The sequence below is a fragment of the Streptomyces sp. NPDC001920 genome, from assembly GCF_053594495.1.
In genome coordinates, this window is sequence record NZ_JBSFEP010000009.1 from 159039 (window position 1) to 172877 (window position 13839).

The following is a 13839-nucleotide window of genomic DNA, read 5'->3' on the forward strand; positions in this document are numbered from 1 at the left end:
GAGGCAGGACGCAGGACGCAGGACGCAGGACGCAGGTCAGGATTCCGCGACCACTCGTACGGTGTGCAGGCTCCCGTCGGCCGCGTCCGGGAGGAACATGCCGGACTCGACCCCGGTGACCAGGTACTTCAGCACCGGCTCCGTCAGACGTTCGCCGGGCAGGACCACGGGGATGCCAGGCGGGTAGGGGGTGATCATCTCGGCGGCGACCCTGCCGACGGCCTCGGCCGTGGGGATCTTCGCATGCCGTGCGAAATAGGCGTCCCGAGGCAGGTCGACCTGATCCATCCGCAGTTCCGCGGGGGATGGAACGACGACCTGGGGTGCGTCCTTCAGCTCGTCGGCGTGGTCGGACAGGTCGCGCAGGGCCGCGAGAAGACGCTCGGCGGTCTCCTCGTCGTCGGCGTGGGTCAGCTGCGCGCTGATGCGCCGGTGGTCGAAGAGGTGGACGTCGATGTGGTGGTGGGCCCGCAGCCAGTCGGCCGCCCGGTAGCCGCTGGTGCCGAGTCCGCTGATGTCGATGACGACGGGGAGGGGGTCGAAGTCGGCGGCCAGGCCGGGGCCGCAGAAGTCCTCGGCACCGTTGACGTGCAGACCGTCCACGGCCTCGATGGCGGTGCGGATGCGTGCCGCGAGCTTCAGGGCTCGTCCCATGAGTTCGTGACCGTGCTGCATCATCTGTCGGCGCCAGGCGTCGATGCCGGCGTAGATCAGGACGTTCGGGCTGGTCGTGTCGAGGAGGTCGGCCCGCGAGGCCAGCTCGGCGGGGTCGATCAGCTCGCCCTGGAGATGGAACACCGAGCCCTGCTCCAGACCGCTGCCCATCTTGTGGATGCTGGTGACACAGATGTCGGCGCCGGCGTCCATGGCCCACGTCGGCAGATCGTCGTGGAAGGGCAGATGCGCTCCCCACGCCTCGTCCACGATGAGCGGCTTGCCCCGTCGGTGGCAAACCTCGGCGATGCCCGCGAGGTCGGCCGCGGCCCCGTACGGCGTGGGGCTGGTGACCAGGGCCCCGTCCGCGTCGGGGTACTCGTCGAACGCCTTCTCGTAGGCGGTCGCGGAAGGGGGGTGCGCGATGTGGCGCGAGGCGTCCCACTGGGGTTCGACCCACACCGGCTGGACACCGCACAGGATGAGTCCGGCCACCACCGACTTGTGCGCGTCGCGCCCCACGAGGAGCCGGTGGCCGGGAGAGGTCACCGCCAGCATGGCGGCCTTCACCGACAGCGAACTCCCACACGTCGAGAAGAACGTGTGGTCGGCGTGCACCGCGTCGGCCATGAGCTCCTCGGCCCGCTCCAGTACCTGGCCCCGGGTGAGCCGGTCGTCCAGACCGCCGCTGGCCAGGACGTCACCGAAGAAGACGGCGTCGCCCAGGACCTCGCGGGCCCGTGGGTCCGCGCCGCGTGCCCGTTTGTGGCCGGGGGGCGTGAAACCCAGCTCATCGACGTTCCGGTACCTGGCGAGGGCTTCGAGGACCGGGGCTTCGGCATGGTTCGTACCCATGGGGGACGGGTGCCCGGAAGGACGGACGGCATGCAGGCGCTACTCCCTGTGGCCGGGTGCCCGGCGGATTGCGTCACAGGGCGGGTGGGAGCGAACGGATTCTTACGCGCCGGATACCGAATCCGGGCGATGCGGACATTCAGGTGTGGTCCGGCGCACGGGAGGGGACTTGGGGGGCAGGCCGGGTGCAGCGGCGTTCCCCTGGGGGCTGGCCCGACTCAGGCTTCTCTGGTTCAGACCAGGAGCTGGGGAAGCCGCCCCACCCCGGTCAGTCGAAGCTGCCCCGCTCGCAGACCTGGCGGGCGACGTCGCGGAGCTTGACGTTGTTCTCCTGCGAGTAGCGGCGCAGCACGTCGAAGGCCTGCTCCTCGGTGAGGTGGTGGCTGCCTATGAGGATGCCCATGGCCTCACCGATGACATGACGGGTGGCGACGGCCTGCTCCATCTGGGCGTGGGACCGGGCGCTGGAGAAGGCGATCGCCGCGTGGGAGGCCAGCAGCCAGCCCGCGAGTTCGCTGTCCGCCGTGAAGGCGCCGGGCTTGCGCGAGTACAGGTTCAGCGCGCCGAGGTCCTCGTCCTCCGTGTACAGCAGGAAGCCCATCATGCTGCCCACACCGAGTTCGCGGGCCTGTGGGGCGTAGGCGGGCCAGCGCCGCTGCTCGTTCGTGAAATCGGCGATGCGGAAGACCCGCTGTCCCTGCGAGGTACGGGCCGCGTCGAAGCAGGGTCCCTCCCCCAGCCGTGCCTGCAGCCGGTCGCTGTCGACGACCAGCTGGTCGGTGGGCGAGAGCGTCTCCACCTCTCTGCCGTGCAGCACGAGGATGCCGGCCGCGTCACAGCCCCCGACCAGGTCGGTGGCCGAGGCAGTGATCCGGTCGAGCGTTCCCTTCACCGAGTCTTGCGCCAGAAGCTCTCGCGCCATCGACGCCAGCTGCTGCGCGAACCGGCCCCAGTCCAACCCGTCCTCCCATGCTCGCCACGGCGGCACACGTCATACCCAGCTTGTCATGTGAGCCGCGTGGCGGCGCCGTGAAGACGCGCCCGGCGCCGTTTCGCGGGCCGCACGGCAGGGGCCCGGCGCGCTCCCGTGCCGGACGGCACCTCCGCGGCTGGACCAGTGGGCGGCGCGCGCCTCGAACCCTGCCTGCACCGGGCGGGGCAGGCGCGCGGCCCGTGCGCACGGGATGCTTGAGGGGAGGACGATCCCCGAGGGCGGCCTGGAGGTGAGGGCGATGCTCGCCGTCAACCCGATGGACGGCGCCTCGGTGCTGGCGGCCTTCGGTGCGCTCGGCGTCCTTGTGGTGATCTTCGCGGAGTCCAGCCTGCTGGTCGTCGGATTCTTCCTGCCCGGTGACACGCTGCTGCTCCCGGCCGGTGTGCTGTGCGCGGGCAGCGCCGGGGAGGCACCGCGGCTGGTGCTGTGGCAGGTGCTGCTGTGCGCGGCCGTGGGCGCGGTGGCCGGGGGCCAGGTCGGGTTCCTGCTCGGGCGGCACGGAGGGCGAGCCCTGCTGGCGCGCACCTCCAGACCCGGCGTACGGGAGGCCGAGGCGCGGGCGGAGAAGCTGCTGGCCCGCTACGGCTACGGCAAGGCCCTCGTGATCGGCCGTTTCGTCCCGATGGTGAGGACGGTCCTGCACCCGGCGGCCGGCGCGCTCGGCGTGCCCACGCGGAGCTTCACCGTCTGGCAGACGGCAGGCGGTCTGCTGTGGTCCCAGAGTCTGGTGCTGGCCGGGTACTTCCTCGGGTCCTCCGTCCCCGACATCGACGACTACCTGCTGCCGCTGGTCGCCCTCGTCGTGATCGTCTCACTGCTGCCGCTGGTACCGGTGGTGACCGAGGCACGCCGCGCACGACGCGACCGCTGAGCGCGGCGCCGCCCGCCACAAGGACCGGAACCACCGGGCGCGAGCAACGAACCGCCGCCGCGAGAACCGCGCTGCAACGCGAACCGCACCGCCTGCAACGCATCACCCACGCGATACCTGCTCCGCCCGCCACGACCACCGATCCGACCGTCACGAAGAACCGAACCGCCCGTCCGCCGGCGGAACCGCCGACCACGCCGACCACGCCGACCGAACGACCCACCGCGAAACCGACGAACCATCCACCGCGAGAAAACCAAGCGTTCGACCAGTCGGACATCGTTCGAAACCTCTTGACGCTGTGCCACGCACCGGCCGACACTCTCGCCACGCGACCTCACACGACGTCACACAGCCGACACGGGTGCCCACGGCCGAGGCCCCGCCATGCCTCAGCAGGGAACCCGACATGCCCCACATCGCACGTGCCCGTGTCCGCGCGAGACGCCTGACGGGCCGGCTCGCCGCGCTGACCGCCGCGTCACTGCTCCTGGGAGTGGCCGCGCCCACCGATCCCGCCCGGGCCGCCGAGACGGCCCCCGCGGCTGAGGTCACCGACGGCCTCGCCCTCTGGTACAAACTCGACGCCACCTCCGGCAGCACCGTCACCGATGCCTCCGGCAACGGCCGTACCGGCACGGTCACCGGCGCCGCCGACTGGTCGGGCACCGGCGAGGGGCTCGCCTTCAACGGTTCCGACACCTACATCAAGGTGCCGAACGACGTCATGAAAGGCATGAACGCGATCACCGTGTCGCTGGACGTGCTGATCGACGCCACCCAGAGCACGCCGTACTTCGTCTACGGCTTCGGCAACTCCAGCGGCGGCAACGGCAACGGGTACCTGTTCACGACCGGCAACTCCCTGCGCACCTCGATCGCGAGCGGCAACTGGTCGACGGAGCAGACCACCAAGCCGTCCGACTCGCACAACCTCACCCGCGGCGTGTGGAAGCACCTCACCTACACCCAGGCCGGGACCACGGGCGTGCTGTACGAGGACGGGGTGGAGGTCGGCCGCAACACCGCGGTCACCATCACCCCCGGCGCGATCGGCTCCGGCACCACGACCGCCAACTTCATCGGCAAATCCGTCTACTCCGGCGACAGGCTGTTCAAGGGCAGGATCCGCGACTTCCGGGTCTACGACCGCGCCCTCGCCGGTTCCGAGGTCGAGCAGCTCGCGCTCCCGGTCGCCGCACAGGGCGTCGCCGACGACAAGGCCGCGCTGAGCCTCGGCGACACCACCGCGGTCACGGCCGATCTGGATCTGCCGAGGACCGGGACGGCCGGCGGTTCCTCGATCGGCTGGGCCAGCGACAACACCTCCGTGGTGTCGGACGGCGGCAAGGTCACCCGGCCCGCCGCCGGTGAGCCGAACGGCCGCGCCACGCTCACGGCGACCCTGACGAAGGGCACCGTGACCGCCACCAAGTCCTTCGACGTCACGGTCCTGCCGGACTTCGACGACCGGACCGCCACCGAACAGGCCGCCGAGGGCCTCACCGTCCACAACCTCGACGACGTCCGCGGCAACCTCACCCTCCCGGCGACAGCCGCCCACGGCACGGACGTCACCTGGTCCTCCGCGAAACCGGACGTCGTCTCCGCCGACGGCGTGGTGCACCGCCCGGCGCACGGCGAGGGTGCCACCACGGTCGAGTTGACCGCCACCGTCAGCAAGGGCGAGGCGAGGACGACCCGTACGTTCACGGCCGAGGTCCCCGAACTCCCCGAGAAGCAGGCCCTCAAGGGCTACATGTTCAGCTACTTCACCGGCGAGGGCACGGCGGACGGCGAACAGCTCTACGCCGCGCTGAGCAAGGGCGACGACCCCCTGCACTGGAGGGAGCTGAACGACGGCAAGCCGGTCCTGACCTCGACACTCGGCGAGAAGGGCCTGCGCGACCCGTTCATCATCCGCTCCCCCGAGGGCGACAAGTTCTACCAGATCGCCACCGACCTCAGGATCTACGGCAACGGCGACTGGGACGCCGCCCAGCGCACCGGCAGCAAGTCCATCATGGTGTGGGAGTCCACCGACCTCGTGCACTGGACGGACCAGCGGCTCGTCAAGGTCTCCCCGGACAGCGCGGGCAACACCTGGGCGCCGGAGGCCTTCTACGACGCGCAGCGCGGCGAGTACGTCGTCTTCTGGGCGTCGAAGCTGTACGACGACGAGGCGCACTCCGGGAACACGTACAACCGCATGATGTACGCGACCACCCGCGACTTCCACACCTTCAGCGAGCCCAAGGTCTGGATCGACCGCGGCTACTCCGTCATCGACTCCACGGTGATCGAGCACGACGGGACGTACTTCCGACTCTCCAAGGACGAGCGCAACAACACCTCCTCCACCCCGAACAGCAAGTTCGTCTTCGAGGAGAGGAGCGACTCGCTCCTCGACCTGTCCTGGGACCCGGTCGCGGAGGGCATCGGCAAGGGTGCGATGAGCGCGGCCGAGGGGCCGCTGGTGTTCAAGTCGAACACCGGGGACAAGTGGTACGCGTTCCTCGACGAGTTCGGCGGCCGAGGCTACATCCCCTTCGAGACGACGGACCTCGCCTCCGGCACCTGGACGCCGTCCACCGGCTACGACCTGCCGGCCAAGCCGCGCCACGGCACGGTGCTCCCCGTCACGCAGGCCGAGTACGACCGGCTGCTGCGCGCCTACCAGCCGGACAAGCTGGTGGCGTCCGTCGAGGACGTGTCCGTGAAGACCGGCATCGGCCAGGCTCCCGTCCTGCCGGCCACGGTGATCGCCACGTACGCCGACGGCGTCAAGCGCCCGGTATCGGTGACCTGGGAGGACGTCCCGGAGTCGACGTACGCGCAGGCGGGCACCTTCACGGTGACGGGCAGCCTGCCGGACGGCGCCGCCATCCCGGTCCGCGCCGAGGTCACCGTGTCGCGGGACGGCCCCGACGTCCCCGCCGACCTGCTCCTGCAGTACGACTTCGACGAGACGGGCGGCACCATCGCCCGTGACTCCAGCGGTCACGGCTACCACGGCACCTACGTCCGTACGCCGGACTTCGGCACCGGCGTCGAGGGCGGCTCGTTCAGGATGTCGGGCGGTTCGAGCTCCTCGACCACGTCGCCGTACGTCCGTGTCCCCAACGGTGTGCTGAAGAACGCCGACAGTGTCACCGTCTCGACGTACGCCAAGTGGAAAGGCGGGGACAACTTCCAGTGGCTGTTCGGGCTCGGTCCGGACAGCGACAGGTACCTCTTCGCCACGCCGTCCAACGGCGGCTCCAGCCTCTACTCGGCCATCACCAAGGCGAGCTGGTCGGCGGAGTCGAAGCTGACCGCCGGGTCGCGGCTCACGCCCGGCGAGTGGCGGCACGTCACCGTCACCCTCAACGGCTCCACCGGCACCATGGTCCTCTACGTGGACGGCGTCGAGGCGGCCCGCACGACGACCACCATCAAGCCGTCCGAGCTGTACGACGCGGACAAGGACTACACCGGCTACCTCGGCAGGTCCCTGTACGCGGCCGATCCCTACTTCGGCGGCGAGGTCGACGACTTCCGCGTCTACGGCCGGGCTCTCACGGCCGCCGAGGTCATGGAGCTCAGCGGCAACACCGCGGGCATCGCGAAGGCGGCCCACCCGGCCCTGAAGGTGGACGCGCTCATCGACAACGGCGGGAGCGAGATCACCCTGCCGATGAAGGAGGGCGCCGATCTCACCGCGCTGGCCCCCGAGTTCACCCTCGCCCACGGCGCGTCGATCAGTCCCGCCTCCGGGAGCACGCGGGACTTCAGCAAGCCGGTGACGTACGAGGTCACCGGCTCGGACGGGAAGAAGCGCACCTGGACGGTCTCGGCGCTCATCATGAGGAGCCCGGTGCTGCCGGGCCTCAACGCCGACCCGAACATCGTCCGCTTCGGCGACACCTTCTACCTCTACCCGACCACGGACGGCTTCGAAGGCTGGAGCGGAACGCGGTTCAAGACGTACTCCTCCACCGACCTGGTCCACTGGAAGGACCACGGCGTCATCCTCGACCTGGGCCCGGACGTCTCCTGGGCGGACAGCAGGGCGTGGGCGCCGACGATCACCGAGAAGGACGGGAAGTTCTACTTCTACTTCTGCGCGGACGCCAACATAGGTGTCGCCGTGTCCGACTCGCCGACGGGGCCGTTCAAGGACGCGCTCGGCAAGCCGCTGCTCAGAGCGGGCCAGTTCAGCGGGCAGATGATCGACCCCGCCGTGTTCACGGACGACGACGGCCGGTCGTATCTCTACTGGGGCAACGGCCGCGCCTACGTCGCCCCGCTGAACGACGACATGACCTCCCTCGACTTGTCCGCGGTCAAGGACATCACCCCGAGCGGCTACAACGAGGGCACCTTCGTCGTCAAGCGCAAGGGCACCTACTACTTCATGTGGTCGGAGAACGACACCCGCGACGAGAACTACCGCGTCGCGTACGCCACGGGCCCCTCCCCCACCGGCCCGTGGACCAGGCACGGCGTGATCCTGGAGAAGGACCTCTCCCTCGGCGTCAAGGGCCCCGGCCACCACTCGGTCGTCCATGTCCCCCACACCGACGACTGGTACGTCGCCTACCACCGCTTCGCCATCCCCGGCGGTGACGGCACCCACCGCGAAACGACCATCGACAAGCTGGAGTTCGACGCCGCCGGCCTGCTCAGAAAGGTCGAGCCGACGCTCACGGGCATCGACCCGGTGACCGTCGTCCACGCCGGGCCGGACGCCGAGGGCGCGGAGGGCCACCGCATCCCGCTGAACGGCTCGGTCTCCGGTGCGGGCAGCCCGAAGTGGGCGGTCGAGGAGGGAGCACCCTGCTCCCTCGCCGACGCCGAGGCGGCGAGGACCACGCTCACCTGCACCGACGACGGCACCTACGAGGTCACCCTGACCGGCGGCCGCGGCAGCGACACGGCCACCGTGACCGTGGCCAACGCGGCCCCGGAGGTCACCTCCGCGACCGGTCCCGCCTCCCCCGTGTCGGTCGGCGGACGGGCCGTCGTCACCGCCGAGTTCGACGACCCGGGCAGCTCCGACACCCACACCTGCCGGGTCGACTGGAAGGACGGCTCGCAGCCGACGACGGTCCGGGCGGGCGCCGCGGGCTGCCGTGCCGAGCACAGGTACACCGAGGCGGGCATCCACCGGCCGGCGCTCACCGTCACCGACGACGACGGCGCCTCGGACGGCACCGCACTCGCCGAGCTGATCGTGTACGACCGCGCCGCGGGCCCCGCACTCGGCGCCGGGGTGATCGGCTCCCCGGCCGGCGCCTACCCGGCCGGTCCGGACCTGACCGGCAAGGCCGCCTTCTCCTTCGCGGCCGCCTACACCAGGAAAGCCACCGTCCCCGAGGGCAGAGCGACCTTCGACTTCGGCGCGGCAAGACTGAAGTTCCGCTCCACCGGCTCCGACTGGCTCGTGGTCACCGGCTCCCGGGCGGTGTACCAGGGCTCCGGCACGGTGAACGGCAAGGACGGCTACGCCTTCCGGATCACCGCCACCGACGGACCGGACACGCTCCGCGTCAAGGTCTGGAAGAAGTCCACCGGTGTCGTCGTCTACGACAACGCCGCCGGCACGAGGACGACCGGCGTGGTGAAGGTCGGTGACGTCCGGCGATAGGCCCGTGCTCAGGGTCGGCCCCTCGGGATCCTGAGGGGCCGACCCTGAGCACCACTTCGGAATCACCCTCATTCCGCCCTGATTCGGGCCGAGTTCCGTTGCGGTCGGCCTCGGCTCGGCGTGAAGCTCGTCGAGGGGTGGCCACTCCTGTGATCCGTGGTCGATGGAGCAACAGGAGGAACTCTGTGCAACCGTTCACCAAGACCCTCGCCGCAGCGCTCGCTGCCGGCGTGCTGACGACGGGCGCGCTGGTGCTGGGCCCGGGCGTGGCGGACGCCGGCGCGACCGGCCCGCAGCGCGCGGCCGGCGGCTTACCGGCCGGCCCGTCCAGCCCGTCGAGCCCGTCCACGGCGTCCGCGGCGATCGACTGGAAGCCGTGCCCCGAGGACCGCACGGCCGAGTGCGGCACTCTGCGGCTGCCCGTCGACCGGGCACACCCGAAGGGCGAGAAGTTCGACCTGGCGGTGGCCCGTCGCAAGGCCACGGACCCCGGGCGTCGGATCGGCGTCCTGCTGGTCAACCCGGGCGGCCCGGGCGCCTCGGGAGTCGACTGGGCCGTCGACGACGCACCGGACCACTTCAGTGCCGACGTGCTGGCGAGGTTCGACATCGTCGGCTTCGATCCGCGGGGCGTGGGAGCCAGCGAGCCGGTGATGTGTTCCTCGGACCTGATCCGGAAGGCACCCTCCGCATACCCCCGCGACCAGGCCGAGTTCGACCGGCTGGCCACCTACAACCGTGCCCTGCGGGACGATTGCCGGCGGCACAGCGGGCCGATCTTCGACCACGCCGACACCCTCGCCGTCGTCCATGACGTGGAGGCCCTGCGCAGGTCGCTGGGCGAGCAGAGGATCAACTACTTCGGCCACTCCTACGGCACCCTGATCGGCGAGCAGTACGCGGAACTGTACGGCGACCGGATCCGCGCCATGACCCTCACCGCGAGCATCGACCACAGCCTGGACGCCCGGGAGTTCCTGGTCTCCTCCGCGCTCACCGCCGAGGACTCCTTCCACCAGTTCGTGCGGTGGTGCGCACGCTCGTCGTCGTGCGCCCTGCACGGCCGCGATGTCACGGCCGTCTGGGACGGTCTCCTCGCCCGGGCCGACCGGGGCGAGATCATGGACCCGAGGAACCCGGGCAGGGCCATGACCGCGAACGAGATCACGCAGCTCGTCTTCCGCAGGCTCTACGTTCCGGACTGGAGCGGAACGGCCTCGTTCGTCGCCGGACTCGACGCACAACGGCGCCAGAGCCCACCGACGACCCCACGGACGTCGGCACAGCCGGCGACGGAGGCTCTCCCCTTCCACGCGGTGCTCTGCGAGGACTGGCGTTTCCGGCCGAAGGACCACCGCGAGTTCTCCCGCCTGACCGAGGCCGAACTGCGGGCGGCGCCGCACCTGCGCGGCTCGCCGCGTGTTCACGGCGCGATGGCCGGCTGCGTCGGCTGGCCGGACGAGGTGAACAACCCGCAGCACCGCCTGCGCATCACACAGGCACCCGAGATCCTCATGCTGCACTCCCGCCACGATCCGGCCAACCCTTACGCATGGGCGAGGAACGTGCACCGGCAGACCCGGGGGACGACCGTGCTGCTGACGTACGAGGGCGCGGGGCACAGCGTGTACGGACGCAGTGACTGCACCCGCGACGCGGTGGACGACTACCTCGTGAACCTGACGGTCCCGGCCGACGGCAGCAGTTGCGCCGCGGCCGACCCGGTCACCCGGTGACCGTTCACGTCTCGGAGGGCTGATCGTCCTTCGCTGTTTCGCCGCCGTCCCGCACCGCGAGCCGGACGTCGGCGGCGTCCACTCGATGGTCGCGTCAGTGGATCAGTCAGGACGGGTGCAACGCTCTCGCAACGTCGACCGTGCTCCTCTTGCCGTCATGTATGAGGAGACCCCGCGTGTCGAGCTCACCCCCGCCGCCGCCGACCTGCTGCGCCGTCTGCGCGCGACGCACGGACCGCTGATGTTCCACCAGTCCGGCGGCTGCTGCGACGGCAGCGCGCCGATGTGCTACCCGGACGGCGAGTTCCGCACGGGCGACTCGGACGTGTTGCTCGCGCAGCTGGACGTCGAGGGGGTGCCGGAGCCGGTCATGTTCTGGATGTCACGCGGGCAGTACGAGACATGGCGCCACACCCGGCTGATCGTGGACGTCGTCGAGGGCCGGGGCAGCGGCTTCTCGCTGGAGGCACCCGAGGGGGTGCGTTTCCTCACCCGTTCGCGGGTCGTCGGCACCTGACGACCCGGCAGGTCATCGCCGTCTGGTGCACTTCCCCTGAGTCCTGGGACATTTGACGAGACATCAGGGGGGCGATGTGGCACGTCGTCAGCGACGGTTGGTGATCGGCAGGGCGGCACTCACGCTGCTCACGACGTTCTGCACGCTGGCCGGTGCGGCCCTGGGGGTGGCTGCGCCGGCCGGCGCCGCGCCGCGGGGCACCCGGATCGCGCCGGGGGTCGCGTACGAGGAGTTCGACATCGCGGCGGCCAGGGGCCCCGCCCACGCCCATGTGCTCACCGTCGATCTGCGCGATCCACGCGTACGGCTCGATCTGCTGCACGCAGGTGCGGTGGCGGCCCGCGCCACCATCTCCCGGCAGGCCACCGCGCAAGGTGCGGTGGCCGGCGTGAACGGCGACTTCTTCAACATCAGCGAGGCCCAGCATCCGGGCGTCCAGGCCACCGGCGCGAGCGTGGGCCCGGCGATCGCGGGCGGGCGGGCGCTGAAGGCGGCGGTGCCGAACGGGCAGCGTTTCGGACCGGCGCTGCCGCCCGGCACCAGCACCGAGGACGTCTTCGGGGTGGGTGTCGACCGCCGGGCCCGGCTGGACGGCCTGCGCCTGGTCGGCTCGGTCCGCACGCCCGAGGGCCGGATTCCGCTGGGCGGGTTCAACCAGTACGCCCTGCCGGTGGGCTCCGTCGGGGCGTTCACCGCCGTCTGGGGCAGCGCCTCCCGGGTGCGCGCCACGTGCGGCACGGACACCGACCGTTCGGCCCCGTGCAGTACCGACACGCATGAGGTGACGATCCGGGACGGCCGGGTCGTGTCGAGCGCCGACACACCCGGGAGCGGGCCGATCCCGGCGGGCACCACCGTCCTCGTGGGCCGGGAGGCGGGTGCGCAGCAGTTGCGGAAGTTCTTCGCGGGCGAGCCGGTGAAGGTACGGCACCGGCTGGTGGCGGCGGCGTCGCGGATCCCGTACCGCTTCGCCCTCGGTGGCTACCCGGTGCTCGACGGCGGCAGGCCGCTGCCCGGTCTGGACGACCGGACCTCGGCCGTGCGTACGGCGGTGGGCATCGCGGGCGGCGGACGGCGGCTGGTGCTGCTCGCGCTGGACGGTGCCCGCGAGTACCGGACCGGTCTGACGATCGCGGAAGTGGCGTCCGTCATGCGGACGTTGGGGTCGGTGGACGCCTTCAGCCTGGACGGCGGGGGTTCCTCCACACTGGTCGTACGTGAGCCGGGGGCGCCGGCGGTCTCCGTACGCAACCATCCCTCCGACGGAGTGGAGCGCCCCGTCCCGAACGGCATCGGCATCTTCTCGGCCGGGTGACGGTCACGGTCTCAGGCTGCTGACGATGTCCGCCGTGGCCGTCAGACCGCTGCTGATGGTCGGCGCCATGCTGGTGCCGGCCAGGTAGAAGCCGAGCAGCAGGCACACCAGCGCGTGCGTGATCTTCAGCCCGCCGTTGCGTACGAAGATCACCGCCAGGATGAACAGCAGCACCACCACAGAGATGGAAATGGCCATCGTCAACCTCCCTCCGCCACGCCGTCTTGTCCTGGTACACGGCGTTCCGCCGCAAGTGTGGCGTAGCGGAAGGTTCGTCCGGGCGGCTGACCTGTCCTCCGAACGTGTGGTGTTCCGCGCGCGGTGCGTTTATGCCGCCCGGTGGGCGTCGAGGAAGGCCTCCAGACCGGCGAGGTCGTCCGTGTTGACGAAGTCCACGCCGGCGTCGAGCAGTTCGTGCCACAGGGCGTCCCGCGCGGGCCCGGCCAGGTCCGGGGTGGCCCAGAACCGCACCTTCTGCCCACGGGAGTGGGCCGCCCGGACGATGCCGTGCAGCCTCTGCCGCTCGGCTGCCGGGAACGCGCCGACGCCGAGCCAGGTGAAGTTCAGCCTCCAGTTGTCGGAGATCAGCGGGGCGAAGGAGGCGGGCGCGGTGCCGCCGAGGTCGGCGAGGCGCCCGTCGTAGAAGGCCCGGCGCACCTTCTGGGCCTCCATCGGCACCCGGGCGGCGCGGTCCCCGGAGATCACCGCGGTGACCGGCCCCGGGTGCACCCGGCCGTGGGCGTACGTCGTGAACAGGTGCTTGTATCGCTTCAGATGCCTGTCCAGTTCGAGGTACGTCGACGAGCCCTCCGTCTTGATGTCGATGAGCAGCTGGACCGGGCGGCGACGGCCCCGGTACACCCAGCCGTGGTTGGCCCTGACGCGGGCGGCGAGCGGGGCGAGGTAGAGGGACTCCAGCGTGCGTGCGGGGTCGAGGTCCTCGGGGTCGTGGGCGACGAGAAGGTGGTCGTCGACCAGGAAGATGTCGGCCTCGAAGCTGCCGAAACGGTGGTCGAGGGCGTCGAGCAGCGGACGCGGGTGCTCGTAGTCGTTGTGGGCGTGGGCCCGCCACAACGGACCCGGGCGGTCCCGGTGTTCCCTCGCGACCGCACCGGTGGCAGGCAGGGCGACCGTGCCCGCGAGCGCGGCGCCGAGGGTGGTGAGGGCTCTGCGACGAGTGGTGCGGGCCATGGCACTGCCTCCTTGAGGTGCCGGACGGGAACCGCTGCGAGTATGCGGTCCCCGGGGCCGCAAGGGGCAGAGTCGCG

General features: G+C 70.9%; 9 protein-coding genes. 5 read left to right on the top strand and 4 right to left on the bottom strand.

Annotated elements, in window-relative coordinates; translation table 11 throughout:
• Window positions 1-36: 36 nt before the first annotated feature.
• Together ACWCPI_RS17215 and ACWCPI_RS17220 are read right to left on the bottom strand one after the other, a co-directional pair.
• A complete protein-coding gene (locus ACWCPI_RS17215; RefSeq protein WP_451038892.1) occupies window positions 37-1509 on the bottom strand; it encodes an aminotransferase class I/II-fold pyridoxal phosphate-dependent enzyme in 1473 nt (490 codons plus the stop codon).
• Window positions 1510-1777: 268 nt separating this feature from the next.
• Window positions 1778-2467 (bottom strand): GAF and ANTAR domain-containing protein, encoded by a 690-nt coding sequence (locus ACWCPI_RS17220; RefSeq protein ID WP_451038893.1) that lies wholly within the window; start codon window positions 2465-2467, stop codon window positions 1778-1780.
• A 274-nt stretch (window positions 2468-2741) separates the two neighbouring features.
• Between ACWCPI_RS17220 and ACWCPI_RS17225 the strand changes: the two genes are divergently transcribed.
• From ACWCPI_RS17225 to ACWCPI_RS17245, 5 genes are all read left to right on the top strand, one after another.
• On the top strand, window positions 2742-3374 hold the full coding sequence (locus ACWCPI_RS17225; RefSeq protein ID WP_451039058.1) for a DedA family protein: 633 nt from the start codon (window positions 2742-2744) through the stop codon (window positions 3372-3374).
• 409 nt (window positions 3375-3783) lie between these two features.
• Window positions 3784-9003, top strand: a complete 5220-nt coding sequence (locus tag ACWCPI_RS17230) for a family 43 glycosylhydrolase (protein ID WP_451038894.1) — start codon at window positions 3784-3786, stop codon at window positions 9001-9003.
• 185 nt (window positions 9004-9188) lie between these two features.
• Window positions 9189-10739: an alpha/beta hydrolase gene (locus tag ACWCPI_RS17235; protein WP_451038895.1), complete on the top strand. Its 1551-nt coding sequence runs from the start codon at window positions 9189-9191 to the stop codon at window positions 10737-10739.
• A gap of 157 nt (window positions 10740-10896) precedes the next feature.
• Entirely contained in the window at window positions 10897-11256 is a 360-nt protein-coding gene (locus ACWCPI_RS17240) for a DUF779 domain-containing protein (RefSeq protein ID WP_451038896.1), read from the top strand.
• 76 nt (window positions 11257-11332) lie between these two features.
• A complete protein-coding gene (locus tag ACWCPI_RS17245) occupies window positions 11333-12571 on the top strand; it encodes a phosphodiester glycosidase family protein (protein WP_451038897.1) in 1239 nt (412 codons plus the stop codon).
• 3 nt (window positions 12572-12574) lie between these two features.
• Here ACWCPI_RS17245 and ACWCPI_RS17250 read toward each other — a convergent pair whose 3' ends face one another.
• The gene (locus ACWCPI_RS17250; protein WP_451038898.1) at window positions 12575-12769 is read right to left on the bottom strand and encodes a hypothetical protein; all 195 of its coding nucleotides are present in this window, start codon (window positions 12767-12769) and stop codon (window positions 12575-12577) included.
• A 129-nt stretch (window positions 12770-12898) separates the two neighbouring features.
• A complete protein-coding gene (locus ACWCPI_RS17255) occupies window positions 12899-13762 on the bottom strand; it encodes a phosphatidylinositol-specific phospholipase C/glycerophosphodiester phosphodiesterase family protein (RefSeq protein ID WP_451038899.1) in 864 nt (287 codons plus the stop codon).
• Window positions 13763-13839: the final 77 nt, after the last annotated feature.

Coding starts and splice junctions, on each gene's coding strand:
- ACWCPI_RS17225 (WP_451039058.1), top strand. CDS start 2,742: ATGCTCGCCGTCAACCCGATGGACGGCGCCTCGGTGCTGGCGGCCTTC.
- ACWCPI_RS17250 (WP_451038898.1), bottom strand. CDS start 12,769: ATGGCCATTTCCATCTCTGTGGTGGTGCTGCTGTTCATCCTGGCGGTG.
- ACWCPI_RS17240 (WP_451038896.1), top strand. CDS start 10,897: ATGTATGAGGAGACCCCGCGTGTCGAGCTCACCCCCGCCGCCGCCGAC.
- ACWCPI_RS17255 (WP_451038899.1), bottom strand. CDS start 13,762: ATGGCCCGCACCACTCGTCGCAGAGCCCTCACCACCCTCGGCGCCGCG.
- ACWCPI_RS17215 (WP_451038892.1), bottom strand. CDS start 1,509: ATGGGTACGAACCATGCCGAAGCCCCGGTCCTCGAAGCCCTCGCCAGG.
- ACWCPI_RS17230 (WP_451038894.1), top strand. CDS start 3,784: ATGCCCCACATCGCACGTGCCCGTGTCCGCGCGAGACGCCTGACGGGC.